This is a genomic window from Klenkia sp. PcliD-1-E, assembly GCF_024124375.1.
Taxonomy (GTDB): Bacteria; Actinomycetota; Actinomycetes; order Mycobacteriales; family Geodermatophilaceae; genus Klenkia.
Map to the genome: position 1 here is coordinate 1 of NZ_JAMXRZ010000003.1, position 24583 is coordinate 24583.

The window sequence follows — 24583 nt, forward strand, 5'->3', positions numbered from 1 at the left end:
GCGCCCTGCTGTCGGCGGTGTGCGCGCTGGCGGTGCTGCTGGGCGTCGGGTTCGGCGTGCTGGGCGGCGAGGACCCCGCCCCGCCGCCGGTCCCCACCGCCAGCACCCAGGTGCCGCCGTCCCCCTCGGCGCCCTCGACCCAGCCGCCCGCGACGGCCCCGACCACGACGACGGACGCCGCGCCGGTCGCCGCCGAGCCGGGCACCGTGCTGGCGGCGCTGGCGCAGCTGCCGGTCAAGGGCCGGGCCCCGCAGACCGGCTACACCCGCGACCAGTACGGCGAGGGCTGGGTCGACACCGACCGCAACGGCTGCGACACCCGCAACGACGTGCTGGCCCGCGACCTCACCGCCGAGCAGTTCCGCCCGGGCACCCGCGACTGCGTCGTCACCAGTGGGGTCCTGGTCGACCCGTACTCCGGCGCCACGATCCTCTTCCAGCGCGGGCAGGGCACCAGCGAGGCCGTGCAGATCGACCACGTGGTGGCGCTGTCCAACAGCTGGCAGACCGGTGCCCAGGGCTGGGACGCCGCCACCCGGGTCGCCTTCGCCAACGACCCGCTCAACCTGCTGGCCGTCGACGGCACGCTCAACGCGCAGAAGCGCGACGGCGACGCCGCGACCTGGCTGCCGCCCGACCGCGGGTACCGCTGCGCCTACGTCGCCCGCCAGGTCGCGGTCAAGGTCGCCTACGGCCTGTGGACCACGCAGGCCGAGCACGACGCGATGGCGGGCATCCTCGGCACCTGCCCGCAGGAGCCGCTGCCGACCGCGGGGTGAGGGCAGCAGGGTGACCCCCGACCGGGTGGTGCCGGCCACCGATGCGGTGACGCAGCGTGAGCGCGGGCGGGTTCCGGCACCACGATGTGCCGGTGACCTCCCCGCGCCGCCGCTCCCGCCTCCGGGCCGCCGCCCTCGTCGTCCTCGCCGTCGAGGTGCCGGTGGCCGCCGCCCTGCTGGTGGCGCGGACGACGTCGTCGGCGCAGGCGCTGGAGCCGGGTGCGCACGCCTTCATCCAGGAGCACCCCGACGGCACCCCGGTCACCTGGGACCCGTGCAGCCCGATCGGCTACGCCGTCAACTGGGACCACGCCCCCGCCGGCGCGCTGGAGCTGCTGACCGACGCGGTCGACTCCGTGGAGGACGCCACCGGCCTGACCTTCCAGGCCGTCGGGGCCACCCGGGTCAGCCCCACGTCGGCCAGCGCGGTCGACGTCCTGCCGGCCGGCGCGGAGGTCCTCGTCTCCTGGGTGCCCACCGCCGACGAGCAGCTGTACCGCGACGGCGAGGCCCTCGCCTGGGCGCGACCGGTGGTCACCGGCGGCGTGTACACCCGCGGCCAGGTCTCCCTGGACGCCGACTGGTTCGCCGCGGCCTCCCGCGAGCAGGCCCGCGGGGTGCTGCTGCACGAGCTCGGCCACCTCGTCGGCCTGGACCACGTCGACGACCCGAGCCAGCTGATGGACGCCGGCGGGTCGCGGGGGCGGGTGTACCAGCAGGGGGACCTGGAGGGGCTGGCCGAGCTCGGCCCGCGCAGCGGACCCCGCTGCAGCTGAACCGGCCCGCCGTCGACCAGACTGTGCCCATGACCGAGGCGACCACCCTGACCGACGCCGGCTGGCTCTCCCGGGAGGAGATGGACTCGGCCCGCGAGCGGCTGCCGATCCTCTACGTCGACGCCGTCCCGGTCCGGGTGGACGACCACGGGGCGGTGACCAAGATCGGGCTGCTGCTGCGCGCGGGCGAGGACGGGCAGATCAAGCGGGCGCTGGTCTCGGGCCGGGTGCTCTACCACGAGCGGGTGCGGGCGGCGCTGCTGCGGCACCTGGAGAAGGACCTCGGCCCGCTCGCCCTGCCCCGGGTGCCGGTCTCGCCGCAGCCGTTCACCATCGCCGAGTACTTCCCGACCCCCGGGGTCACCCCGTTCCACGACCCCCGGCAGCACGCGGTCTCGCTGGCCTACGTGGTCCCCGTCGAGGGCGACTGCGAGCCGCAGCAGGACGCGCTGGAGCTCACCTGGTTCACCCCCGACGAGGCCCGCGACCCCGGTGTCCTCGCCGAGCTGGCCAACGGGCAGAGCCACCTGCTGGTCCAGGCGCTGGCGCACCTCGGCGTGTGACGCCGGTCCGGGCGAGCGGTCCCGCACACTGGAGGGGATGACCGAGGACCCGGCGACGCAGCGGTACGCGCTGCCGCCGCACGCCTGGCCGCCGCCGGCACCGGTGCCGGCCCCGCCGCGTCGCGGGTCGCGGGTGCTGCGGGCGTTCGTGGTGCTCGTCGCCGTCGTCGGGCTGGTCGCCGGTGGTTGGTGGCTGCGCACCGGGGACCCCCTGCCCGTGCCGCAGGCCCGCCCGGCGGTCACCGCCGACGCGGCGCCGCGCACCGTGCCCAGCCCCGGCGTCGAGGAGTCCGACGAACCGCTCGGTGCGCCGCCCGCGGCCCCCGACAGCGACGTCTACGCGTTCGTGGCGAAGCAGGAGGACGGCACCACCCCGGTCGCCTGGGACCCGTGTCGGCCGGTCGCGGTCGTGCTCAGCCCCGACGGGGCGCCCGCGGACGCCGAGCCGCTGCTGGTCGACGCGCTGGCCCGGATGACCGAGGTGACCGGGCTGCAGTTCCGCTACGAGGGCCTCACCGACGAGCTGCCCGGCGGCGACCGCGCGGCCTACCAGCCCGACCGCTACGGCGACCGGTGGGCGCCGGTTCTGGTCGGCTGGCGCACCCCGGAGCAGGAACCGGCCCTGGCCGGCGACGTCGCGGGGCTCGGCGGCAGCGCCTCGGCCGGGCCCGAGGGCGGGCCGCTGGCCTGGGTGACCGGCAGCGTCACCCTGGACGGGCCCGAGTACGCCGAGCTGGCCGCCGGCGGGGACGCCGCCGTGGGCCGGGCCATCCTGCTGCACGAGCTCGGCCACGTGGTCGGGCTGGCCCACGTCTGGGACTCCGACCAGCTGATGGCCTCCACCACGTCCGGCGAGGTGCTCGACTTCGCCGACGGCGACCTCGCCGGTCTCGCGCAGCTCGGCGCCGGGGTGTGCATCCCGGAGCTGTAGCGCGGCACACTCCTGCGGTGACCACCCACACGATCGACGCCCCGGGCGCCGTCCTGTCCTACGAGGTGCTCGGCAGCGGCCCGGTGCTGGCGCTGATCGGCCACCCGATGCCCGCCGACGGGTTCCGCCCGCTGGCGCAGCAGCTGGCCGGGTCGCACACCGTCGTGCTGCACGACCCGCGCGGCACCGGGGACTCCACGATGACCGACCCCACCGAGCCGCCGGACGTCGCGACCCTGGCCGACGACCTGTCCCGGGTGCTGGCTGCGGTCACCACCGAGCCGGCCGACGTGTTCGGCTCCAGCGGCGGCGGGATCACGGCGCTGGAGCTGGCCGCCACGCACCCCGAGCAGGTGCGCACCGTGGTCGCGCACGAGCCGCCCCTGATCACCTACCTCGACGACGCGGCCGAGCAGCGGGCCAACGCGGGGCAGGTGCAGCAGGTGTACCGGGACCAGGGCCTGTTCCCGGCGATGGGGCTGTTCGCCCAGCAGAACGGGTTCGCACCGCCGCCCGGGGCGCCGGCCCCGCCGCCGCCGTCCGAGGCCGACCAGCGGTCGATGACCCGGCTGGTGCTGGGCCTGGGCACGCTCATCGAGCACCGGGTCGGTGCGCTGCCCGAGGGCCAGGTGGCGGTCGGCGTCGGCGCATGGTCGGGCGGGGCGATGACCGGCCGGACGTCGCGCGCGGTCGCCGCCGAGCACGGCCTGCCGCTGCTGATCTTCCCCGGCGGGCACGGCGGGTTCCACCCCGGACAGGGCGGCGACCCGGTCGCGTTCGCCGCCGCCCTGACCGACGCGATCAGGCGGTGACGGAGCGGGCCAGCGCCCGCCGGGCCCGGTAGTCGGCGACGGTGAGGCACTGCAGCCGCGACTCGTCGCCCTGCTGGTTGTCCACGTAGGCCAGCGACGCCACGTAGGGCTCGATGGTGTGGATCTTCTGCAGCGGGGTGACGACGAGCAGCTGCAGGCCCAGCCGGGCGAAGAGGTCCAGGGCGAACCGGGTGGAGTCGTCCGAGCCCCGCCCGAACGCCTCGTCGATGACCACGAACCGGAAGTCGCGGGCCATCGGCGCGGCCGGGTCGATGCCGAACTGGTGGGCCAGCGAGGCGGCGAGCACGGTGTAGGCCAGCTTCTCCTTCTGGCCGCCGGACTTGCCGCCGGCGTCGGTGTGCGTCTCGTGCTCGGCGTCGTCGTGCCGCCACCGCTCGGTCGCGGTGAACTCGAACCAGGCGCGGACGTCGGTGACCAGCCGCGCCCAGCGGCGGTCCTCGGCGACGTGCCCGGCGCGGCCGCGCAGCCGGTGCACCACCCGGGCGACCCGGGCGAAGCGCTCCTCCGGGTCGGTCTCGCCGGCGTCGGCGCAGGCCCGCAGGTCGGCGCGGAAGTCCGCGACCTCGGGGGCGTCGGTGCGCCGGGCCTCCAGGGCCAGGTAGCGGCCGGGGTGGTAGTCGATGTCGTGCAGCGACCCGTTGATCGCCGCGACCCGCTCGGTGACCTGGTCGGCACGCCGCTCCAGCTCGGCGAGGAACCCGGCGACGTCGCGCACGGTGTCCTGCTCCAGCAGCGCGGTGAAGGTGGCCTCGGCGCGGGGCAGCTGGTCGGTGCGCAGCCGCTCGTGCAGCGCGCGGAAGGCCTCCACGGCGCCGCGCGAGGCGTCCAGGGACGCGGCGACGTCGGGGTGCTGGGCGCGGAAGGCGGCCATCGCGCGCACCATCCGCTCCTCGACCTCGGCGCGCACCGACACCTGGGTGGTGCGCTCGCGCTCCAGCAGGGCGCGCATGTTCCGCTCGCGCTCGTCGACGTCGGCCAGGTCGGTCACCGGCACCGAGGCGACCAGCGCCCGGCGGTCCAGCCGCTCGGGAGCGCTCAGCGACCGGTCGATGCGCAGCGCCCGGGCGACCGCTGAGCCGTCGTCCACGGCCAGGCGGGCAGGCTGCACGTCGGGGGCGTCGCCGGCGACGGGGTAGCCGGCCAGCCGGCGGCGCACGGCCTCCAGCACCGAGAACGTCTCGCCCAGGGCGTAGGCGGCCGCGCCGCGGCGCTGCTGCAGGGTGGCCTGGGCGGTGGCCAGGGAGACGATGTCGCGGCGGACGTCGTCCATGGCGCCGTCCAGGCCGAACAGCACCCCGGACGCCGCGATGAGCAGGTCGCGCTCGCGGCCGAGCTCGGCGATCTCCCGGATGGCGCCCTGCCAGTCCAGCGCCCGCCAGCTGTCGTAGGCCGACAGCTGCGCGAGGTCGCGGCCGCGGGCGGCGGCGCGGGCCCGCTCGGCCCGGACGGCGTCGCGGGCGGCGGTGAGCTCGGTCAGCTGCGGCAGCAGCGCGTTCTCCGCGGCGGTCAGCGCGCGGATCTTGCCGGCGGCGTCCCACCCGAGCACCCGGTGCGCCGGGTCGCCGGCGGGGTGCCGGTCGTCCAGGGCGTGCCGGCCGGTGCGGTCCTTGACCTGCCCGGTGCGGGTGACCGCGACGGGGGTGCGGGCGAACTCCGCGACGTCGTCCACGCGCAGGTGCGCCGCGCGGCGGGCCAGCTGGCCCTCCACCCAGGCCGCCAGCGGGGTGGACCGGACCTCCAGCACCGCGGCCAGCGACTGCGGCGCGGGCATGGGGGCGGTGGTGGGCAGCTCGGCCGGCACCGGCAGGTAGGCCAGCTGCGCGCCGAGGTCGGCGTCCTCGACCCAGGCGCAGACCTCGGCGTAGCGGTCGGCGGGGACCAGCAGGGTGAGCGCGAACCCACGTAGCACCCGCTCGGCGGCCGGCAGCCACTCGGCGTGCACGGGGGAGACCCGCACCAGCTCGCCGGCGAAGGGCAGCACCTCGGTGTCCACCCCGAGGGCGGCGGCCAGCCGGTCGCGCAGCAGGGTCTGCTCCCGGGGGACGGCGCCGGTGCGCCCGCGCAGCCCGGTCAGCTCGTGGCCGATGCCGGCGGCGCGGGAGCGCAGCGCGGCCAGGGCGACCTCGACCTCGGCGAGCCGGTCCTCGGCATCGGCCTCGCTCTCCACGGCGCGGGCGAGGGCCTCGGCGATCTCGGTGCGCCGGACGACGAAGTCCTCGCCGTCGGCGACCGGGTCCAGGCCGGTGGCCTCCAGCAGCCCGGCGAAGACCCCGGCGCGGGTGCGTCGCTCGCGGCGGGCCTCCTCCAGCTCCAGCAGCTGCTCGTCGATGTAGCGCAGCCGCTCGCCGCCGTGGCCGGTGCGCTGCATGGTCAGCGACAGCTCGCGGGCGCGGGCCAGGTCGAGGTTGGTGATGCCCTGGGTCAGCGCCCGGTCGACGGTGGCGACCTCGGCGCGCTGGGTGGTGGCGCGGGCGGCCAGCAGCTTCTCCCGCAGGGTGTCCGCCCAGCGGGGGAGCGCGGCCAGGTCGGCGTCGACGGTGGCGATCTGCTCGGTGAGGACGGCGTGCCGGTCGGCGTCGGCGAGGACGGGGCGCAGCTGGGCGAGCTGGGCGCGGCCGGTGACGACGGCGTCGTGCGCGCGGGTGAGGTGGTCGACGTGACCCAGCAGCCGGTCGACCCAGCCGGCGGAGTCGCCGGGTTCGAGCAGGTGGCTGCGGACGAAGCCGCCCAGGTCGCCGACGGTCTTCATCGACACGGTCTGGTGGAACAGGTCCATCGCCTGCTCGCTCGCGATGCCCAGCCGGCCGCGGTAGGCGCGGCCGTACTCGGTGAAGGTGCCGAACACCTCGACGTCGGGCCGCGCGGCCAGCCGGCGGCGCAGCGCCTGCGGGTCGCTGCCGAAGTCGGCCAGGTCGCCGGCGATGGAGAGGTCGCGGTCGGCGACGAGGTGGAACCGGTCGGGCTGGCCGACCTCGCCCGAGCGCAGCCAGAACACCTGGCCGAGGGTGACGACCTCGTCCAGGCCCTCGTTGCGGAACACCGCCAGCAGCGCGGTCCAGGTGCTGCCCGGGCGCAGCCCGACGGTGCGGGTGCCGCCGGTCGCGCCGGTGCGCTCGGCCCGCCAGTGGCCCTGCACGTAGGAGCGCAGGTCCCGCTCGCGGGTGGGGGCCCCGGCGGCCTCGTTGTAGGAGACCCGGGCGGCGGGCAGCAGCAGGGTGCTCAGCGCGTCGACGATGGTCGACTTGCCCGACCCGATGTCGCCGGTGAGCAGCGTGTTCTGCCCGTCGGCGCGCAGCGTCCACACCTTGCGGTCGAAGGTGCCCCAGTTGAGCAGCTCGAGCCGGTCGAGGCGGAACCCGGCGCGGGGGGCGGGCCCGTCGTCCTCGGTGGTGAGCAGCAGGTGCGGCACCGGTGGGAGAGCGGTCACGGGAGGTCCTCCACGGCGGGCTGGAGCTGCTGGGTGGCGGCGGCGTACTCGGCGAGCTTGGCGTCGAAGTCGGCCAGCCACTGCGCGTCGACGAAGGCCTTGAGCACCCGGCGGACCTCGAACCCGCCGTCCGGGCCGGGCATCCGGCGCAGGAAGCCGAGCTCGACGGCCTTGGCGACGTGCCCGTCGACCTGCTCGACGAGCCGGTTGCGCCGGCCGGGGTCGGGCAGGACGTCGGCCAGCAGGTCGACGATCTCCATCCGGGACAGCACCAGCCGGCTGCCGGCCTCGCCGGCGTCGGCGGCGGCCAGCCGGCGGCGCAGCAGCGCCAGTAGCAGGCTCACCGGGAACGACAGCGAGCGGCGGGCGACCAGGCGGGGCACGGGGACGCCGTCGGGCTCCTCCTCGGGCCGCTGCCGCAGGAACGCGAAGCCCTCGGTCTCGTCGACCACCGGCACCAGGCCCAGGACGGCGACGTGGTCGCGCAGGTCGGGCTGCAGGGCGAGCAGGTGCCGCCACACCTCCGGGGCCGTCTCGCGGTAGACGACGCCGCGCATCAGCGAGGTCACCACCAGCGGCAGGCTGAGCTCGGCCCGGGCGGGCCGGGCCTCGGTGCCGGTGTCGGGCAGCAGGGCGGTCATCGGGGGTCCTCCGCGAGCACGGTCGGGACGGCGGGGTGGGCGCGGCGGCCGGCGGGGTGCCGGGAGCCGGCGCGGGGGTCGGTGTCGCGGCGGGCGTAGACCACGCGGGGCAGGGTGGCGGTGCGGGCGCGGCCGTCGGGGTCGGTCCAGGTGACGGTGTCGTCGTCCCCGGGCTGGTCGTCGGCGGAAGGCGTGGGCAGGACGACGTCGAAGGCCTCGTCGCGCAGCGACAGGTAGGCGACGAGCTCGGCCAGCCCGTGCTGCAGCGGGTGCTGCTCGAGCACGGTCGCGAGCTCGACCCGGGGCCGCTGCAGCAGCGCGCGGCGCACGTGCGCGCTCAGCGGGACCGGGTCGACCTGCACCTGGTCGAACAGCGCGGCGGCGGCGAAGTCCTCCTCGCCGGCCGGGGGCCGGGCGCTGTCGACGGCGGCGCGGCGGGGCGGGGCGTAGAGGTGGCGCTCCATCGGCAGGACGACGGTGGGGTGCAGGTCGTCGAGCTCGACGGCGAACCCGTCCAGGTCGGCCAGCCCCGCCGAGAGCACCCGGGCGCGGTCCTCGATGCCGGCGACGAGGTCGAGCACGCGCCGGTCCTCGTGCCGCACCTGCTCGTCCAGGCCGGTGCGCAGCGCGTCGACCAGGCCGCGCAGCACCTGCCGGGTGTGCTGGGCGGCGGCGACCAGGTCGTGCCGGATGCGGCGCATGCGGGGGTCGGTGCAGGTGCGCAGCGCGGGCAGGGCGTGCACCCGGTCGAGCAGGTCGGTGAGCTCGTCCTGCAGGCGGGGGGAGAGCAGCCGGTCGTAGCAGGCGTGGAAGCTGCGGCCCTGGTCGGTCCCGGCGATCCCCCGGCGGCCGGCGACGACGTCCGCGGCCAGGGCGCCGTCCCCGGCGGCGATGGCGGCGCGCAGCTCCCGGTCGCGGTCGCGGAAGGCGGCCTCCACCGCACGCAGGTCGGCCAGCAGACCGGTCGCGGTGGCGGTGGCGTGCAGGTAGCGGTCGCGCTGGGCGGTGGGCTCGGCGTCCTCGGTCGCCAGCGCGCGCAGCTGGTCGACGACGGTGCCCAGCCGGGCGGCGGTGTCGACGAGGGGCCGGGGTGCCAGGCCGCGGACGAAGGCGACGGCGAGCTCGGCGGCGGGCGTGGCGTCCATGAGCGGCTCGTCGGAGCCGGGCGGGTACCAGGCGCGCAGCCAGCCGCCGTCCGGGCCGGCCCAGCCGTCGAGGTAGCCGCGGGCGTCGACCGGCACGCGGGGGGTGCCGTCGAGCTCGGCGAGCAGGTCGGCGAGGCGGTCGGCGAGCTCGCCGGCGGGCAGGCCGTGCGCGCCGCCGTCGGTGAAGACCCGGGCGAGGAAGGCGACGACGAGGGGGGCGTCGTCGGCGCGGAGCAGGCGCCAGGCCGCGTGCTGCTGCAGCGCCTGGACGTCGTCGACCTGCATGCCACCCCTCCCGGCCTGCTCCGTGGTCCGTCGTGATCGGCGCGAGGGTAGGTCTCCGCTGCGGCTCGACCCGGCGGGGCGCTCCGGGGTGTGACTATTGAGCTACGTGGGGTTCCCGACGGGTGCCGCCAGGTCCGCCAGGCGGTCGGCGGTCATCGGGCGGCCGAACAGCCAGCCCTGGCCGGCGTCGACCCCGAGGCCGGCCAGCCGGGCGCACTGCTCGTCGGTCTCGATGCCCTCGGCCAGCACGGTGGTGCCCAGCGCGTCGGCCAGGCCCACCAGGCCGCGCAGCAGGGCGACCGAGGCGTCGGCACCGGTGACCGAGCGGTCGAGCTTGAGCACGCTGATCGGGTAGCGCTGCAGGTAGGCGACCGAGGTGTAGCCGGTGCCGAAGTCGTCCAGCGCGACGCCGACGCCGTCGGCGGCCAGCTCGTGCAGGGCCAGCACGGCGGCGTCGGCGGGCAGCTGGTCGTGCTCGGTGATCTCCAGGTGCAGGCGGCCGGCCGGCAGGCCGGTCGCGGCGAGGGTGGTCCGCACGCGGGCGGCGAGGTCGGGGCAGACCATCGACGAGCGGCCGAGGTTGACGCTCACCGTCCAGGTCGGGTCGGGCCAGGTGAGCGCCGACCGGCAGGCCTCGCGGAGCACCCAGGCGTCGATCGCGGCGCCGTGGCCCTGGGCCTCGGCGACCGGCAGGAAGGTGTCGGGGGACAGCAGGCCGCGCTCGGGGTGCCGCCAGCGGACCAGCGCCTCGCAGCCGCGCACGCGGCGGTCGGGCAGCGCGACCAGCGGCTGGTAGTGCAGCACCAGCTCGCCGGCCGCGGGGTCGCCGCTGACGAGGCGGCGCAGGTCGGCGCCCAGGGCGAGGCTGCCCAGCACCTGTTCCCGCTGCTCGGGGGCGAACCGGGTGGCGCCGCCCCGGTCGCCGTCCTTGCTGGCGTAGAGGGCGACGTCGGCGTCGGCCAGGGCCAGCGGCAGCTCGCTGGCGCCGGTGAGCTCGACCCAGCCGGCACTGGCGCGGACCCCGAAGGACAGCTCGCCCAGGGCCACGGGGTCGGCGAACGCGGCGTGCAGCAGGTCGCCGACGTCGGGGGCGGCGGGGCGCAGCAGCAGCACGAACTCGTCACCGCCGGAGCGGGCGACGGTGCCCCCGCCGCCGATCGCGTCGGCGAGCCGGCCGCCGACGGCGACCAGCAGGTGGTCGCCGGTCTCGTGGCCGTAGGTGTCGTTGACGTGCTTGAAGTCGTCGAGGTCGAGCACCGCGAGGCGGCCCACCGGCAGCGCGGGGTCGGCGGTGGTCGGGACGAGGTCGTCGAAGGCCACCCGCAGGCCGCGTCGGTTGGCCAGCCCGGTGAGCGGGTCGCGGCGGGCGAGCCGCTCGCTGGCCCGGATCGTCTGCGCACCGCGGACGATGGCCAGTGCCGCGACGGCGGCCGCGGTGGCGAGGTAGGCGGCGGTGGGCAGCACCCGCGCGCCGTCGAGCAGGGACAGCGCCACGGGCACGAGCAGCAGCGGGGTGGACCCCAGCAGCCGGGCGGACTCCGAGCGCAGCCGGGCCAGCCGGCGCGGGGAGAAGGCGGTGGTCATGCCCGGGTGCAGCGACCCGGCGGTGAAGAGCAGGACGGCGACCGTCCAGACCACGTTCTGGACCGGCTCCGGGCCCAGGACCCGGACGCCGGTGTTCGCGCACAGGCAGTCGTAGACCGCGGCGGTCACGCCGCCAGCCACCAGCAGCCGCATGCTGGGGCCCAGGTCGGCGCGGGAGGCGGTGAAGCGCAGCAGGAGGCAGACCAGCACCAGGTCCACGGGGGCGAACGCCGTCGGCCAGGGCAGGGCGGGGTCCAGCAGGCTGGTGGCCGACTGGGCCAGCGCCAGGCCGATGACCAGCGCGACCATCAGCCGGTCGGTGCGTCGTCCCCAGGTCTCCCGGCGGGACCGTCTGCGGTCCTGAGGTCCCGAGCGGCGCTGGCGGGCGAAGATGACCGCGAACAGGCCGCCGGCCACGGCGATCCCGGCGGCCTGCAGGGCGAGCGCGACCGGGTAGGCGGGTGCCGCGAGCGCCAGCGCCAGGCCCCAGCAGGTCAGCATCGCCGCGACGGCCAGCCACGGCTCGGGCCGGGCGGGCCGGTGCCGCACCACCCCCACCAGGGGTGCCGCGGCGGCCACCGCGGAGACCGCGAGCACGGTCGGCACGCGGGTCGGCGGGACGGCGGAGAGCACGACCACGACCACACCCGCCGCGGCGACCAGCGCCGAGCGGGGGCGGAACGGGGCCGGACGCATCATGGGACCCGTGTCGGCGGGCCGGCACCGCCGCTTGACCAGGTGCTCACCCCGTCGAGGGTGTCACCCGGTCAGGTCGTCGCAGCCGGTCTCGTCGGGCAGCAGCGGCCGGAACGCCAGCGACCAGGTGGCGGTGCCGTCGGTCCACGGGGTCAGCGTGTCGGCGGCCTGCGCGGCGGCCACCACCGCGCTCGCCTGCTCGCCGGTGGCGACGGTGCAGCCGGTGCCGGGGGCGACGGTCTCCCCGGGCAGCGGCGGGCCGGGCCAGGTGACCGCATCGCGGGGCAGCTCGGGGTCGCCGGCGTACTCGCCGGCGAGGGCGACGACCGCGGCCGGGGTGAACGGCTCGCTGCGGCCGTCCTCGGGGAGGCCGGTGAGCCGCTCGACGAGGGCGGCCAGCTCCGCGCGGGCCGCGGTCTGCTCGGGGGTGACGGCGGGGTCGCCGGCCGCCTCGCCCAGGGCGTACACCTCGGTGGTGCGGGTGCCCTCCGCGGTGGTCAGCGTGAGCACGGTGGTGGTGGCGTCGGCGATCCCTGGGTTGCCGAGGTCGACGGCGTCGCCCACCCCGGCGTCGACGGCGGCCTGCACCAGGTCGGTCAGGGTGGCGTCGTCGACCTGGTTCACCTGCACGTTGGGCCAGGCCGGCGGCGGGTAGATCGCGATCACCGGGCCCTCGGTGACCACCCGGCCGTCGCGGTAGACGCTGACCAGGGGGAGCCGGGACAGCAGCGCCGACGGGGTGCTGAACCCGCCGGTCAGGGCCACCCGCAGCACCAGCGCGGCGTCGTCGGTGGGCAGGGCGGGGGCGTCGGGGGCGGGGCCGGCGACCCCGCCGGTGGGCCGGCCGCAGGCGGTGAGCGCGAGCAGGCCGGCCAGGACGGCGAGTCGGGTGCGCATGCCCCAGGCTCCCGCACCCGTCGAGCGGGCGCCGGAGCGGGGACCGGCTGTCGGGTCAGCCGCCGCCCGCATGGCACGATCCGCTCACGGGCGGTGCCCGCTCATCCGTCCGGCGGGTCCGAGGAGTTCCAGGCGTGGACAGCGAGCGCGAAGAGGCCATGCGCCCGGCCCCCGACCGCCGCTTCCCACGGCGGGTCTACGGGACGGGGGAGGAGCCCGACCCCCGGTTCAGCATGGCCAACGAGCGCACGTTCCTGGCTTGGGTGCGGACATCGCTGGCCCTGCTGGCGGCCGGGGTGGCGCTCGAGGCCCTCGACCTGCCCATCGCGGAGGGACTCCGGTTGGCCAGTGCCCTGGTCTTCATCGCGCTGGGTCTGCTGGCACCCGTGCAGGCCTGGTGGGGCTGGGTGACCACCGAGCGCGCGATGCGGACGTCGCGACCGCTCCCCCCGCCGCGTCTGGGGTTGCCGGTCGCGGTCGGGGTGGTCCTGGCGGGCCTGCTCGTGCTCGTCGGGCTCCTCCTGCGGTGACCTCCGGGCCCGCCGGGTCCCCCGGTCACGTGTTCGACGTCGGGCTGCAGGCCGAGCGCACCGCCCTGGCCTGGCGGCGCACGACGTTGGCCCTGGCGCTGGGTGCGGTGACCGTCGGTCGGCTGGCCACCCCGGTGTTCGGCGTGTGGGGGTTGGCGCTCGCCGCGGTCGGCCTGCTCCAGGCGCTGCTCGTGGCCGGTGCCGCGGCACGCCGCTACCGGGCCACGCACCACTCCCTGACCGAGCGCGGCGACCTGACAGGGGTGCGCCAGGCGGGCCTGCCGATCGCGGTGCTGACCTGCTCCTGCCTGGTCATCGGAGTCCTCGCGCTCGTCGTGGTGCTCGGCGAGCGGTTCAGCGGCCGGTAGCGAGCACCCCGGCCGGACGCCCCCGCCGACTACCGCGGGGTCGTCGGCTGCAGCACCGCCTCGGTGAGCGCCTCGCTGCGGAAGTGGGTGACCTGCTGGTACTCGGGGTCGGCCACCATCGCGCTGAACGCCTCGCGGCTGGGGTAGCGCACGAGCAGGACGACGTCCCAGGCCTGGCCCTCCTCGGCCACCAGCGGGGTGCCGCCGTCCCCGGCGTAGACGACCTCGCCGCCGTAGCGGGGTAGGAAGGTCTCCTTCAGCGCGGCCGCGTACCGGTCGTAGGACTCGCGCCCGCCCTCGGCGAAGCGCAGCAGGTTGAGCATGACGACGGGTCCGCCGGGGTCCTCGGCGAGGAGCCGCTTCAGGTCGCTGCCGCGGGGGTCGATGGCCATGCCCGACCGTAGCGGGGACGGCGATGTCGAGGACGGCGACCCGGTTCCGTCCCCCGGGTGGATGCGGCCAGGATGGGCCGCACGGATGCGAGGAGACGACCATGCCGAAGTACCTGATGCTCAAGCACTACCGCGGCGCGCCGGCCCCCACCAACGACGTCCCGGGCGACCGGTGGACGCCGCAGGAGTGGGCCGACCACATCCAGTTCATGCGCGACTTCGCCGAGCGGCTGCAGGACACCGGCGAGTTCGTCTCCGCCGACGCGCTGGCGCCGGAGGGCACCTGGGTCCGCTTCGACGGCGAGGGCAAGCCGCCGGTCACCGACGGCCCGTTCGCCGAGACCAAGGACCTGATCGCCGGCTGGATGATCATCGACGTCGCCGACCACGGCCGGGCACTGGAGCTCGCCGGTGAGCTGTCCTCGGCGCCCGGCGCGGGCGGGCGGCCGCTGGGGGAGTGGCTGGAGCTGCGGCCGGTGATGAGCGAGCCGCCGACCGTCACGGAGTGACCCACCCCGACGCAGCCGACCTGCGGGCCGCCGTCCCGCAGGTGCTGGCGGCGCTGGTCCGCCGGGGTGCGGACTTCGCCGCGGCCGAGGACGCCGTCCAGGACGCGCTGGTCGAGGGCCTGCGCACCTGGGCGGCGGACCCGCCGCGGGACGTCCGGGCGTGGCTGGTCACCGTCGCGTGGCGCCGGTACCTGGACGCCGTCCGCTCGGACGTCGCCCGCCGGCGCCGGGAGCCGGCGCCCGAGGAACCGGTCGAGGTGCCCGGCCGGGACGACTCGCTGCAGCTGTACTTCCTCTGCGCGCACCCGTCGCTGACCCCGTCGTCGGCGGTGGCGCTGACGCTGCGCGCGGTGGGTGGGCTGACCACCCGGCAGATCGCCGAGGCCTACCTGGTGCCCGAGGCGACGATGGCGCAGCGGATCAGCCGGGCGAAGCGGACGGTGTCCGGCGTCCGGCTGGACGCACCCGGCGACGTCGCGACCGTGCTGCGGACGCTGTACCTGGTGTTCAACGAGGGCTACGGCGGGGACGTCGACCTGGTCGCCGAGGCGGTCCGGCTCACCCGGCAGCTGCACGACGCGTACGACCACCCCGAGGTCGCCGGGCTGCTGGCGCTGATGCTGCTGCACGCGGCCCGCCGTCCGGCCCGGTTCTCGGCGGACGGCGCGCTGGTGCCGCTGGCGGCGCAGGACCGGTCGCTCTGGGACACCCGGCTGATCGCGGAGGGGGTCGACCTGCTGCAGGGGGCGCTGGCCCAGGATCGGCTGGGGGAGTACCAGGCGCAGGCGGCGATCGCGGCGCTGCACTGCGACGCGGCCTCGGCCGCGGAGACCGACTGGGTGCAGGTCGTGGAGTGGTACGACGAGCTGGTCGCGCTGACCGGGTCGCCGGTGGCGCGGCTGAACCGTGCGGTGGCGGTGGGGGAGGCCGACGGCCCGCGCGCCGGCCTGGCCGCGCTCGCCGAGCTGGACCCGTCGCTGCCGCGGTGGGCGGCGGTCGCCGCGCACCTGCACGAGAAGGACGGCGACCCGGGCCGCGCCGCCGAGCTCTACGCCGAGGCCGCGCGGGCCGCGACCAACACCGCCGAGCGGGACCACCTGCAGCGCCAGGCCGCGCGGCTGCGCAGCACCTGACGACCGTGGTGGACGGCGTCTTCGTCCCTCGGCGAGTTGCCTGAGAGGTGACGATGGTTGCCTGCTGCACAACTCCCACGTAGCGTCCTGCCGTCACCCGACGAGGAGGTCGCCGTGCTGCACGACCTCGCCCAGGCGGTCGCCGACGGGAGCACCAGCGCCCGCGCGCTCGTCGAGCTGTGCCTGGCCCGGGTCTCCGAGCACGCCGACCTGGGCGCCGTCGTGGCGCTGCGGGCCGAGCAGGTGCGGCAGGAGGCCGACGCGCTGGACCGCGCCGTCGCCGCCGGGGACGCCGTCCCCCGCCCGCTGACCGGCGTGCCGCTGCTGGTCAAGGACACCCACGACGTCGCGGGCATGGTCACCACGCACGGTTCCCGCTGGTTCGCCGACGCCCCGCCGGCCGCCCGCGACAGCCTGGTCGTGGCCCGGCTGCGCGCCGCGGGTGCCCTGGTCGTCGGCAAGACCAACCAGCCCGAGTTCTGCATCGAGGGGTTCACCGACAACCCCGTGCACGGCGCCACCACCAACCCGTGGGACCCGGCGCTGTCCCCGGGCGGGTCCAGCGGCGGGTCGGCCGCGGCGCTGGCCGCGGGTCTGGCGCCGCTGGTCACCGCCGGGGACGGCGCGGGCTCGGCCCGCATCCCCGCCGCCTTCTGCGGCCTGCTGGGGTTCAAGCCCACCAACGGCGTCATTGCCCGGGACGGCGACCCCGACTGGATCGACTTCCACACCGAGGGCCTGATGGCCACCACGGTCGCCGACCTGGCGCTGCAGCTGGAGGTGCTGGCCGGGCCGCACGCCGGGGACCCCACCGCGCTGCCCGTCCCGCTGCCCTCGGCCGGGCTGCCGCAGCGGGTCGTCGTGGCCGACCGCACCGACGAGCTGGGACCCCTGCCCGCCGACGTCGCCGACCAGCTCGCCCGCCGCGCGGAGGACCTGGCCCGCCTGCTCGGCGTCCCGCTGGAGCGGTGGCAGCCCGGCGACTTCTTCCCCGGCTGGTCGCCCGACGAGGACTGGTTCACCCTGGCCGCGGCCGAGCACGCCTCGGTCTTCGGGCGCACGCGCATCGAGCAGGGTGCGGACCAGCTGCACCCCACCACCGCGGAGTTCCTCACCACCGGCCTCGCCGTCCCGGCCGATGAGTACCTGGCGGCCCGGCGTCGCCGGTACGCCGCCGTCCGCCGGCTGGACGACGTCCTGGCTGCCGGCACCGCGCTGGTCACCCCGACCGTCGCCGTGCCCGGGTGGGGTCCGCGCGGGGAGGTCCCCGGGCGGGCACCGGGCCTGCTCGGCGCCGACGTCTACTCCACCGCCGTGCAGAACATGACCGGCCTGCCGGCGGTCTCGCTGCCCGCGGGCGCCCTGCCCACGGGGGAGCGCTTCGGCCTGCAGGTGACCATGCCGCGCTGGGCCGACATCGGCCTGCTGCAGCTGGCCGCGCGGTGGGAGCAGCACCACCCCTGGCCCCGGACCGCGCCGGGCCACCCCGAGTTCCCACCGACCCAGGAGTGAGCATGGCCCACGACCCCACGTCCGCCGAGCCCCGCCGCGTCCTCGAGCAGCGCTCGATCGACTACGTCCCCCGGGCCGAGCGGCGCGGCAAGGTGTGGCACCAGGCCCCGTTCTGGTTCACCGGCAACTTCGTGCTGCCCACCCTGGTCATCGGGTTCATCGGCCCCGAGCTCGGGCTGTCGGCGCTGGTCTCGTTCCTGGCCATCGTGCTGGGCGCGGGCGTGGGCACCTTCTTCATGGCCTTCCACGCCAACCAGGGCCCGCGGATGGGGCTGCCGCAGATGATCCAGTCGCGGGCGCAGTTCGGCAGCCGCGGCGTGATCCTGCCGTTCCTGGCGACGGTGTTCGTCTACGTCGGGTTCATGGTCTTCGACGTCATCCTGGCCACCGACGGGCTGGCGCTGGTGCTGCCCGACGTCCGGTGGTTCTGGTACCCGGTGCTGACGGCGCTGTCCATCCTCATCGCCGTGGTCGGCCACGACCTGCTGCACCTGGTGCAGCGCTGGCTGACCTACGTGCTGATCGTCGCGTTCGCGATCACCACGGTCATCGCCTTCACGCTGCCGGCCGCACCGGCCGTGGCCGCGACCCCGGGCTTCGACCTGACCGCGTTCCTGGTGCAGTTCTCCTTGGCCGCGGGCTACAACATCAGCTACGCGGTCTACGTCTCGGACTACTCCCGCTACCTGCCGGCGGACTCCTCCGCGCCGAAGCTGATCTTCTTCACCTACCTGGGCGCGGCCGGGTCGGCGATCTGGCTGATGGGGCTGGGGTCGCTGCTGGCCAGCCGACTGCCCGAGGTCGACGCCGTCGGGACGATCAAGCAGGTCGGCGACGAGCTGTTCCCCGGGTTCGGGACCATCGTGGTGCTGGTGTCGGCGGTGGCGCTGATCTCGATCATGGGCGTCAACGCCTACGGCGCGATGCTCACCGGCATCAGCGGCCTGGACGCCTTCCGCCGGGTCAAGGCCACCCAGACGCCGCGGGTCGTCGGGCTGACCGTCGTCGGCGTGCTCACCGTCGTGGTCGCGCTGCTCATCCCGGCCGACTACCTGGGCAGCTTCAACAACTTCGTGCTGTTCATGCTGTACTTCCTGGTCCCCTGGACGGCGGTCAACCTGGTCGACTTCTACGCCGTCCGGCACGGGAAGTACGCGATCACCGAGATCTTCAACCCCGACGGGATCTACCGCCGGTGGTCCTGGCGCGGGCTGATCGCCTACGTGCTCGGCGTGCTGGCCATGGTGCCGTTCTTCTCCCTGCCCGGGCTCTACACCGGCCCGGTCGCCGCGGCCATCGGCGGCGCGGACCTGTCCTTCGCCGTGGGCCTGGGGGTCGCCGGCGGCGCCTACTACCTGTTCAGCCGCGGCATCGACCACGACGCCGAGCGGGCCGCGCGGGAGCGCAGCGAGCGCGAGCTGGAGGGCGCGGCCCAGCGGTAGGCCCGGGCCGGGCGACGTCCGTCAGGGCGCCCGGAACAGGTAGAGGTGCTGCTCGTTGGTGGACTCGTCGCTGCACAGCGCCGACACCAGCAGCGTCGCACCGGAGCTGCCGAGGGCGGGCACGGAGCCCGACCCCTCGCGGCAGAACCCGGTGGCCGGGGTGATGTCGCCGGTGGCCAGGTCGACCGCCCGCACCGTCTGACCGAGATCGGTGTCGGTGATGCCGGTCAGGTAGGCGTAGCCGCCGGTGGCCACCAGTCCGGTCACGGTGGCCGGGCCGTCGGCCAGAACCGCGACCTCCTCCGGTGCGGTCGCGCCGACCGGCACGCGCAGCAGCTGGACGCCGGCGGCGGTCTGGGTCAGGTAGGCGGTGCCGTCGTCGTCCGCGGCCAGGAAGGTGGTGCCGTCGACATCGGGTCGGTCGTAGGGCGCCTTCGCCCCCGGGATGAGCGACGGGTCGAACCGCAGCAGCTGCGACTGCTGGCCGGCCAGGCCGACGGCGACCAGGACGCTGCCGTCGGCGGTGACCAGGGTGTCCTCGACGGCGACCGCCGGGTCGGCACCGGGGATCTCGGCGGCCGGCGGGGCGAGCTGCACCTGGGCGGTCTGCGTCGTCGTCCCGGTGGTGGTGTCCAGGACGGCGACCTGCAGCGTGCCGGTGGCGAGGGGCGTGCCCTGGGAGTAGTCGGTCGGGGTGCTGACGACGACGGCGCGCGAGGCGTCGGGGGTGAGGTCGACCGCGCGCGGGGAGACCGAGGACAGCGAGCTGATCCCGGCCGCCTCCGGCAAGGTCACCGGCAGCACCTGCTCGGTGCCGTCGGGGGCGACCCGGATGACCGCGGGCCCGTCGGCGGCGTCCCCCAGGAGCACGGCCGTGTCGTCGGGGGCGATGCCCATCTCGGCCACGCCGCCGGTCTGGCCGAGCGACGTGATCGGCGCGCGGGCGGCGAGGTCGGTGCCGCGGGTGAGCCCCGGTGCGCCGCCGGTCTCGGTGGTGCTCAGCAGCACGGGCGTGTCGGTGCTGTCGAGCGCGGCCTGCAGCAGCCGGCCGGTGCCGCCGGTCATGGCGAGCCCGGTGTCGACGTCCTGCACCTGGTCGAGCAGGACGCCGCCGGGCAGGTCGGCCTGCGGGGCGTCGTCGGGTGCGGAGGAGCTGCAGGCGGTCAGCGCGAGCGCGGCGCCGAGGACGACGAGGCGGGTACGCACCGGACCATGCTCGCAGGGCGGTTGACTGGGCCGGTGGACCCCGTGCTCGACGCCCGCCGCTCGGTGCCCGTCCCGGTGCCCGAGGTGCCCGACGCGGTCCCGAAAGCGCCCGGCCTGTACGCCTGGTGGGGCCGGTTCGGCGCGCTGCCCGGCGTCTCCGGCCCGAGGCACCCGACCGCACAGGTTCAGCTGCTGTACGTCGGCATCGCGCCGAACGGCCCGACGTCGGCGGCGACCCTGCGGTCGCGGGTGGTCGGCGACCACATCCGGGGGACGACGGGGTCCTCCACCCTGCGCCGGTCGCTGGCGGCGCTGCTGGTGGAGCAGCAGGGCTGGCGCAGCCGCTGGACGACGCGGCCGGTGCTGGTCAACCGGGACGAGCTGGCGCTGTCGGAGTGGATGGCGGTGACCCTGCACCTGAGTTGGGCCGAGCACCCGGAGCCCTGGACGGTCGAGGCCGACGTCATCGCCGAGCTGGAGCCGCCGCTGAACCAGGCCGAGAACCGCTCGCACCCCATGCACGCCGTGGTGGCCGCCGCCCGCAAGCGGTGGCGGGAGGAGGCGCGCACATCGGGGCACTGACGTCGCTGCCAATTCGGATGTTGCGCTGCTAGATTGCAAGTGTGCCCGTCTCGATGACCATCAGGGATGTCCCCGTCAGCACGCGTGACGAGCTCGCGGCTCGCGCTGCGCGGGCGGGTCAGTCCCTCCAGGAGTACGTGCGCGCCCAGCTGAACGCGCTGGCGGATCGACCTGATCCGCAGGACTACTGGTCGCGCGTTCGCGCACGGGTGCATGCCACCGGTACCCGCTTCCCCGCGGCGGAGATCTTGGAAGCACGGGACGCCGACCGGCGATGACGATCGTCGTCGACTCGTCCGTGGTGGTCGCTGCACTCATCGACGACGGGCCGGACGGGGAGTGGGCGAGCGCCGGCCTGCGGGGTGATTCCCTGGCCGGCCCGGCTCATCTGTACATCGAGGTGTCCAGCGTCATCCGACGCCGGGTGCTGTCCGGGCAGCTGTCCGAGGACCTCGGCGCGCTCGTGCACCGCGAGGCGATGGAACTGCCGGTGGACGTCTTCGACCTCCGTGCCGTGGCCGGACGGGTGTGGGCGTTGCACTCCTCGGTGACGCCGTACGACGCCGCCTACGTCGCCTTGGCGGAAGAGCTCGGTGCGCCCTTGTGGACCCTGGACCGGCGCCTTGCTCGTGCGAACGGACCCCGGTGCACCTTCGTCACCGGGCCGGCCTGACCGCGTCCCCCCCCCGGCCGGGGACGCGTCGGCTGGGTCGTGGCAGCTACCGCCCCGATCCAGGTGAAGTGCTCAGCCCAGGAAGCCGGTGACCGGGATCCCGGCCAGCGCCTGCCAGGTCAGGAACGCGACCAGTCCGGCACAGCCCACCGACGCGGCCGCGATCACCCGGAAACGGGTGCGCGGAGCGGCCAGCGCGGGCACCCGCCGGCGCAGCGCCTCCAGGCCCAAGGCGAGCAGCGGCAGCGCCTGCAGGGCGTGCATGCCGACGAAGTGCGGCACCCGCAGGTCCCCGCCGGTGGTGGACCAGCCCAGCAGCGGCAGGCCTGGCCCGTCGTCCGGCACCCCGACCGCGTGCGCCCCGGCGATGCCCTGGAAGTCCGAGAGCTGATCGGCGGTTGGCGACGTCATCAGGAACGCCACGGCCATGCCGGCCAGCCCGATGACCAGCCCGGCCCGGATCGCCAGCCGTCGGGACGGGTCCTCGACCGAGCGCCACAGCAGGACGGCGAGCAGGAGGTTGACCAGCCAGACGGCGGCGATCGCGGTGCCCATGGACGCCCACACCGCGGTGCGGAACGGCGTCGAGACGTTGAAGTGGCTGGTGGTGCCGGCAGCGACGGCGCCGACGATGGCGGCCATCTCCACGGCCATGGCGATCGCGATGACCCAGGCGATGCCCCGGCCCAGGCGCTGCCGGCGGGCGGGCAGCAGGGTGAGCAGCCAGGCGATGGTGAGCGCGTAGACGGCGATCGAGATGGAGAACTTCAGCGGCTTGAGCCAGCCGTTGCGGCCGGCGATCTGCACCGGGTCGACCACCGCCAGGACGGCGGTGACGACGGCGGTCGCGGCCATGACGACGGCGACGGCGAGCAGCACCCGGTCCAGGCGGGGTGCGGTGGTGGTGGGGCGATCGAGGACGGCGGTCATGACGGGCTCCCGGTTCCGAAACGGCGGATGGACTCGCTCTCCTGCGCCATGCGGCGGAGTCCGGCGAGGAGGGCGTCGCCGAGCACGGTGCCGACGACGACGGTCTGGGCGGCGGTCGCGGGGCCGGCGTCCAGCTTCGTGGAGACGGTGTCGAGGTCGGCCTCGGCGACCACCTCGGCGGCTCGGGCGTAGGCGGGCAGGACGGCGGCCAGGTCGTCGCGTCCCAGCGCCAGGTAGCGGTCCAGGACGGCGGCAGCCGCGACCAGGCCGGGGTTGCCGTCGTGCACGGTCCAGCCCTGGCGGCGGGCGACGTCGGCCACCCGGCGAAGCGACTCCTCCGACGGCGGGGCGGCGACGCGGGGGAGCGAGGCCTGGGCGATGCCGAGGGTGTTGCCGAACGGGTGGTCGGGGTCGTCGGCGGCGGCGAGGACGTCCTTCGCGGCGGCGACGGAGAGCCCGCCGACCTCGACGAGGGAGCGGATGAGCCGGAGCCGGGCGAGGTGGTCGTCGTCGTAGGAGGTCTGGTTGTAGCTGGTGCGCTCGCCGGCCGGCAGCAGGCCCTCGCTGACGTACCACTTGATCGAGGCGGCGCTGACCCCGCTCCGTTCGGCCAGCTCGGCGATACGCATGTCGAGAGCATCACTATCGATAGTGATGCTGTCAACCCCGCCGTGCACGCCTGCCCGCGTGCCGGACGACCTCCTCGTGGCCCGCAACCCCGAGCCCGACTCGTCGCTGCCCTACCTGGTGCGGGTGCCGCTCGGTGCCGACGGCATCGTCCTGAAGACCCGGGAGACGTGGCCGGGGGCGACGAAGGTGTACTGCCACCGCGCCGAGAGCTGGCCCGCCGACGCCGAGGTCATCGAGCGGCACGAGGTGCGCAGCTGCTCGCGGCGCGGACCGGCCATCGACCTGGTGCTGGCGCGGTCGCGGATGAACCGCTCGCAGCTGGTCCTCACCCGGGCCCGCGGCCGCGAGATGATCTTCTGGCAGTCGCCGTCGACGACGAAGCAGGCCCGGCCGCGGGTGTCGGTGCCCACCGCGCGGGCGTCCGGTCAGGTGCTGGAGATCGTTGTGGACACCGGCGAGAAGTACCCGTGGAGCTTCGGCCACCAGCAGGCGACGACGACCCGGCGCCGGCTGTCGGCCGGGGACTACGCGGTCTGCGGTGCGGACGGCGAGGTGCTGGCCGCGGTCGAGCGGAAGAGCGTCGCGGACCTGGGGAACAGCCTGCTGTCTACGCGGCTGACCTACGCCCTGGCCGAGCTCGCGGGGCTGCCCCGGGCGGCGGTCGTGGTCGAGGACCGCTACAGCCGACTGTTCGCGCTGGAGAACGCGCGGGGCGCGGCGGCCGCCGAGGCGCTGGCGGAGGCGCAGGCCCGGTTCCCGAGCGTGCCGGTGGTGTTCTGCGAGACCCGGCCGCTGGCGCAGGAGTGGGCGTACCGGTGGCTGGGTGCGTGCCTGGCCGAGCTGTCGGGCGCGGCGGCGACGGCGGGGCTGGAGTCGACGTGCGCACCCGGTGGAGCGGTCCCCGAGCCCGAGGCGACGCCTGCGCAGATCAGGGCATGGGCCGCGGCGCAGGGCATCGCGGTGAGCGCGAAGGGCCGCATCCCGGCGAGAGTGCGGGCGGCCTTCGACAGGCGGGACCGCTGACCTGGTTTGCCCGTCGCGATGGTGGGGACGTGCAACCACCATGGAGATGCGCACGCTCGGACGCACTGGTGTGAAGGTCAGCCCGCTCTGCCTGGGGGCGATGATGTTCGGGGCGTGGGGCAACCCCGACCATGACGAGTCGGTGCGGATCATCCACGCCGCGCTCGACGCCGGGATCAACTTCGTGGACACCGCGGACGTGTACTCGGCGGGGGAGAGCGAGGAGATCGTCGGCAAGGCGCTCGCCGGTGGACGGCGGGAGAACGTGGTGCTGGCGACCAAGGCGCACGGCGCGATGGGGGAGGACCCCAACCAGCAGGGCAACAGCCGGCGGTGGCTGGTGACCGAGGTGGAGAACAGCCTGCGGCGGCTGCAGACCGACCACATCGACCTGTACCAGATCCACCGCCCGTCGCCGGAGACGGAGATCGAAGAGACACTCGATGCGCTGACCGACCTGCAGCGGGCGGGGAAGATCCGCTACTTCGGGTCCTCGACGTTCCTGCCGTCGCAGGTGGTGCAGGCGCAGTGGGCGGCCTCGGTGCGGCACAGCGGTCGGTTCGTGACTGAGCAGCCCCCGTACTCGATGCTGGTGCGCGGGATCGAGCGCGAGCTGCTGCCGGTGACCCAGGAGTACGGGATGGGCACGCTGGTGTGGAGCCCGCTGGCCGGCGGATGGCTGTCGGGCAAGTGGCGCAAGGGCGCCGATGCGCCGGAGACGCACCGCGCGTCGGCGATGGGCGGCCGGATGGCCTCGCGCTACGACCTCTCGGACCCGGTCAACCAGCGCAAGCTGGACGCCGCCGACGCGCTGGCCGGGGTGGCCGAGCAGGCGGGGGTGAGCCTGCCGCAGCTGGCGATCGCGTTCACGATCCGGCACCCGGGGGTGACGTCGTCGATCATCGGTCCGCGGACGATGGAGCAGCTGACGAGTCAGCTCCCGGCGGTGGACGTCGAGCTGTCGGACGACGTCCTGGACGCCATCGACGCGATCGTGCCGCCGGGGACCAACATCCGCGCCGACGACGCCGGCTACGCCCCGCCCGCGCTCACCGACGCGTCCCTGCGGCGCCGCTGACCGTTCCACCCCTTCGAC

Annotated in this window: 25 protein-coding genes; 16 read left to right on the top strand and 9 right to left on the bottom strand. The window is 75.7% G+C overall.

The window, feature by feature from the left end; all coding sequences use genetic code 11:
* The 5 genes from NH342_RS01320 to NH342_RS01340 all read left to right on the top strand — a co-directional run.
* The coding region (locus tag NH342_RS01320) for an HNH endonuclease family protein (RefSeq protein ID WP_308200586.1) at window positions 1-779 on the top strand (779 nt) is incomplete at its 5' end.
* A 92-nt stretch (window positions 780-871) separates the two neighbouring features.
* Entirely contained in the window at window positions 872-1555 is a 684-nt protein-coding gene (locus NH342_RS24000) for a matrixin family metalloprotease (RefSeq protein WP_253010477.1), read from the top strand.
* A gap of 29 nt (window positions 1556-1584) precedes the next feature.
* Window positions 1585-2118: an NUDIX hydrolase family protein gene (locus NH342_RS01330; RefSeq protein ID WP_253010479.1), complete on the top strand. Its 534-nt coding sequence runs from the start codon at window positions 1585-1587 to the stop codon at window positions 2116-2118.
* A gap of 37 nt (window positions 2119-2155) precedes the next feature.
* Window positions 2156-3049 carry a peptidase gene (locus NH342_RS01335; RefSeq protein WP_253010481.1) on the top strand — a complete coding sequence of 298 codons (894 nt, stop codon included), beginning with the start codon at window positions 2156-2158 and terminating at the stop codon, window positions 3047-3049.
* A 17-nt stretch (window positions 3050-3066) separates the two neighbouring features.
* On the top strand, window positions 3067-3861 hold the full coding sequence (locus NH342_RS01340; RefSeq protein ID WP_253010483.1) for an alpha/beta fold hydrolase: 795 nt from the start codon (window positions 3067-3069) through the stop codon (window positions 3859-3861).
* On the opposite strand, the gene NH342_RS01345 is transcribed toward NH342_RS01340, so the two are convergent.
* The 5 genes from NH342_RS01345 to NH342_RS01365 all read right to left on the bottom strand — a co-directional run bounded on the left by NH342_RS01345 (window position 3851) and on the right by NH342_RS01365 (window position 12557).
* Entirely contained in the window at window positions 3851-7309 is a 3459-nt protein-coding gene (locus NH342_RS01345; RefSeq protein ID WP_253010485.1) for an ATP-binding protein, read from the bottom strand. The genes NH342_RS01340 and NH342_RS01345 overlap by 11 nt on opposite strands.
* Entirely contained in the window at window positions 7306-7950 is a 645-nt protein-coding gene (locus NH342_RS01350) for a DUF4194 domain-containing protein (RefSeq protein ID WP_253010487.1), read from the bottom strand. Before NH342_RS01350 ends, NH342_RS01345 begins: the two co-directional genes overlap by 4 nt.
* Window positions 7947-9380: a DUF3375 family protein gene (locus NH342_RS01355; RefSeq protein WP_253010489.1), complete on the bottom strand. Its 1434-nt coding sequence runs from the start codon at window positions 9378-9380 to the stop codon at window positions 7947-7949. The genes NH342_RS01350 and NH342_RS01355 overlap by 4 nt, the downstream gene beginning before the upstream one ends.
* 102 nt (window positions 9381-9482) lie before the next feature.
* A complete protein-coding gene (locus NH342_RS01360) occupies window positions 9483-11660 on the bottom strand; it encodes a bifunctional diguanylate cyclase/phosphodiesterase (RefSeq protein ID WP_253010491.1) in 2178 nt (725 codons plus the stop codon).
* Window positions 11661-11723: 63 nt separating this feature from the next.
* Window positions 11724-12557, bottom strand: a complete 834-nt coding sequence (locus NH342_RS01365) for a hypothetical protein (protein WP_253010493.1) — start codon at window positions 12555-12557, stop codon at window positions 11724-11726.
* Between the two features lie 134 nt (window positions 12558-12691).
* On the opposite strand from NH342_RS01365, the gene NH342_RS01370 reads away from it, so the two are divergent.
* Both NH342_RS01370 and NH342_RS01375 read left to right on the top strand, forming a co-directional pair.
* Complete coding sequence (locus NH342_RS01370; RefSeq protein WP_308200588.1) at window positions 12692-13087, top strand: DUF202 domain-containing protein; 396 nt, start codon at window positions 12692-12694, stop codon at window positions 13085-13087.
* Window positions 13084-13455, top strand: coding sequence for a DUF202 domain-containing protein (locus tag NH342_RS01375; RefSeq protein ID WP_253010496.1), 372 nt, complete (start codon window positions 13084-13086; stop codon window positions 13453-13455). The genes NH342_RS01370 and NH342_RS01375 overlap by 4 nt, the downstream gene beginning before the upstream one ends.
* Window positions 13456-13484: 29 nt before the next feature.
* On the opposite strand, the gene NH342_RS01380 is transcribed toward NH342_RS01375, so the two are convergent.
* Window positions 13485-13847, bottom strand: coding sequence for a DUF1330 domain-containing protein (locus tag NH342_RS01380; RefSeq protein WP_253010498.1), 363 nt, complete (start codon window positions 13845-13847; stop codon window positions 13485-13487).
* A gap of 101 nt (window positions 13848-13948) precedes the next feature.
* Here NH342_RS01380 and NH342_RS01385 point away from each other — a divergent pair, with 101 nt between their 5' ends.
* From NH342_RS01385 to NH342_RS01400, 4 genes are all read left to right on the top strand, one after another.
* Window positions 13949-14356, top strand: coding sequence for a YciI family protein (locus NH342_RS01385; RefSeq protein ID WP_253010500.1), 408 nt, complete (start codon window positions 13949-13951; stop codon window positions 14354-14356).
* Window positions 14353-15489, top strand: coding sequence for an RNA polymerase sigma factor (locus NH342_RS01390; protein ID WP_253010502.1), 1137 nt, complete (start codon window positions 14353-14355; stop codon window positions 15487-15489). The genes NH342_RS01385 and NH342_RS01390 overlap by 4 nt, the downstream gene beginning before the upstream one ends.
* A 114-nt stretch (window positions 15490-15603) precedes the next feature.
* The gene (locus tag NH342_RS01395) at window positions 15604-17001 is read left to right on the top strand and encodes an amidase (protein ID WP_253010504.1); all 1398 of its coding nucleotides are present in this window, start codon (window positions 15604-15606) and stop codon (window positions 16999-17001) included.
* A 2-nt stretch (window positions 17002-17003) separates the two neighbouring features.
* Window positions 17004-18443, top strand: a complete 1440-nt coding sequence (locus NH342_RS01400) for a cytosine permease (RefSeq protein ID WP_253010506.1) — start codon at window positions 17004-17006, stop codon at window positions 18441-18443.
* A gap of 21 nt (window positions 18444-18464) precedes the next feature.
* On the opposite strand, the gene NH342_RS01405 is transcribed toward NH342_RS01400, so the two are convergent.
* The gene (locus NH342_RS01405) at window positions 18465-19649 is read right to left on the bottom strand and encodes a hypothetical protein (RefSeq protein ID WP_253010508.1); all 1185 of its coding nucleotides are present in this window, start codon (window positions 19647-19649) and stop codon (window positions 18465-18467) included.
* Between the two features lie 33 nt (window positions 19650-19682).
* Here NH342_RS01405 and NH342_RS01410 point away from each other — a divergent pair, with 33 nt between their 5' ends.
* Genes NH342_RS01410 through NH342_RS01415 form a run of 3 tightly spaced genes read left to right on the top strand, consistent with a single transcriptional unit; the run spans window position 19683 to window position 20904 of the window.
* Window positions 19683-20231 carry a GIY-YIG nuclease family protein gene (locus NH342_RS01410; protein WP_253010510.1) on the top strand — a complete coding sequence of 183 codons (549 nt, stop codon included), beginning with the start codon at window positions 19683-19685 and terminating at the stop codon, window positions 20229-20231.
* Window positions 20232-20284: 53 nt separating this feature from the next.
* Window positions 20285-20509, top strand: coding sequence for a hypothetical protein (locus tag NH342_RS24450; protein WP_374209407.1), 225 nt, complete (start codon window positions 20285-20287; stop codon window positions 20507-20509).
* Entirely contained in the window at window positions 20506-20904 is a 399-nt protein-coding gene (locus NH342_RS01415; protein ID WP_253010512.1) for a type II toxin-antitoxin system VapC family toxin, read from the top strand. Before NH342_RS24450 ends, NH342_RS01415 begins: the two co-directional genes overlap by 4 nt.
* 72 nt (window positions 20905-20976) lie before the next feature.
* On the opposite strand, the gene NH342_RS01420 is transcribed toward NH342_RS01415, so the two are convergent.
* On the bottom strand, window positions 20977-21834 hold the full coding sequence (locus tag NH342_RS01420; RefSeq protein WP_253010514.1) for a hypothetical protein: 858 nt from the start codon (window positions 21832-21834) through the stop codon (window positions 20977-20979).
* Window positions 21831-22463 (bottom strand): MerR family transcriptional regulator, encoded by a 633-nt coding sequence (locus NH342_RS01425; RefSeq protein ID WP_253010516.1) that lies wholly within the window; start codon window positions 22461-22463, stop codon window positions 21831-21833. Before NH342_RS01425 ends, NH342_RS01420 begins: the two co-directional genes overlap by 4 nt.
* 58 nt (window positions 22464-22521) lie before the next feature.
* Between NH342_RS01425 and NH342_RS01430 the strand changes: the two genes are divergently transcribed.
* Window positions 22522-23487: a histone-like nucleoid-structuring protein Lsr2 gene (locus NH342_RS01430; RefSeq protein WP_253010518.1), complete on the top strand. Its 966-nt coding sequence runs from the start codon at window positions 22522-22524 to the stop codon at window positions 23485-23487.
* Between the two features lie 46 nt (window positions 23488-23533).
* Window positions 23534-24565 carry an aldo/keto reductase gene (locus NH342_RS01435; RefSeq protein WP_253010520.1) on the top strand — a complete coding sequence of 344 codons (1032 nt, stop codon included), beginning with the start codon at window positions 23534-23536 and terminating at the stop codon, window positions 24563-24565.
* Window positions 24566-24583 lie beyond the last annotated feature (18 nt).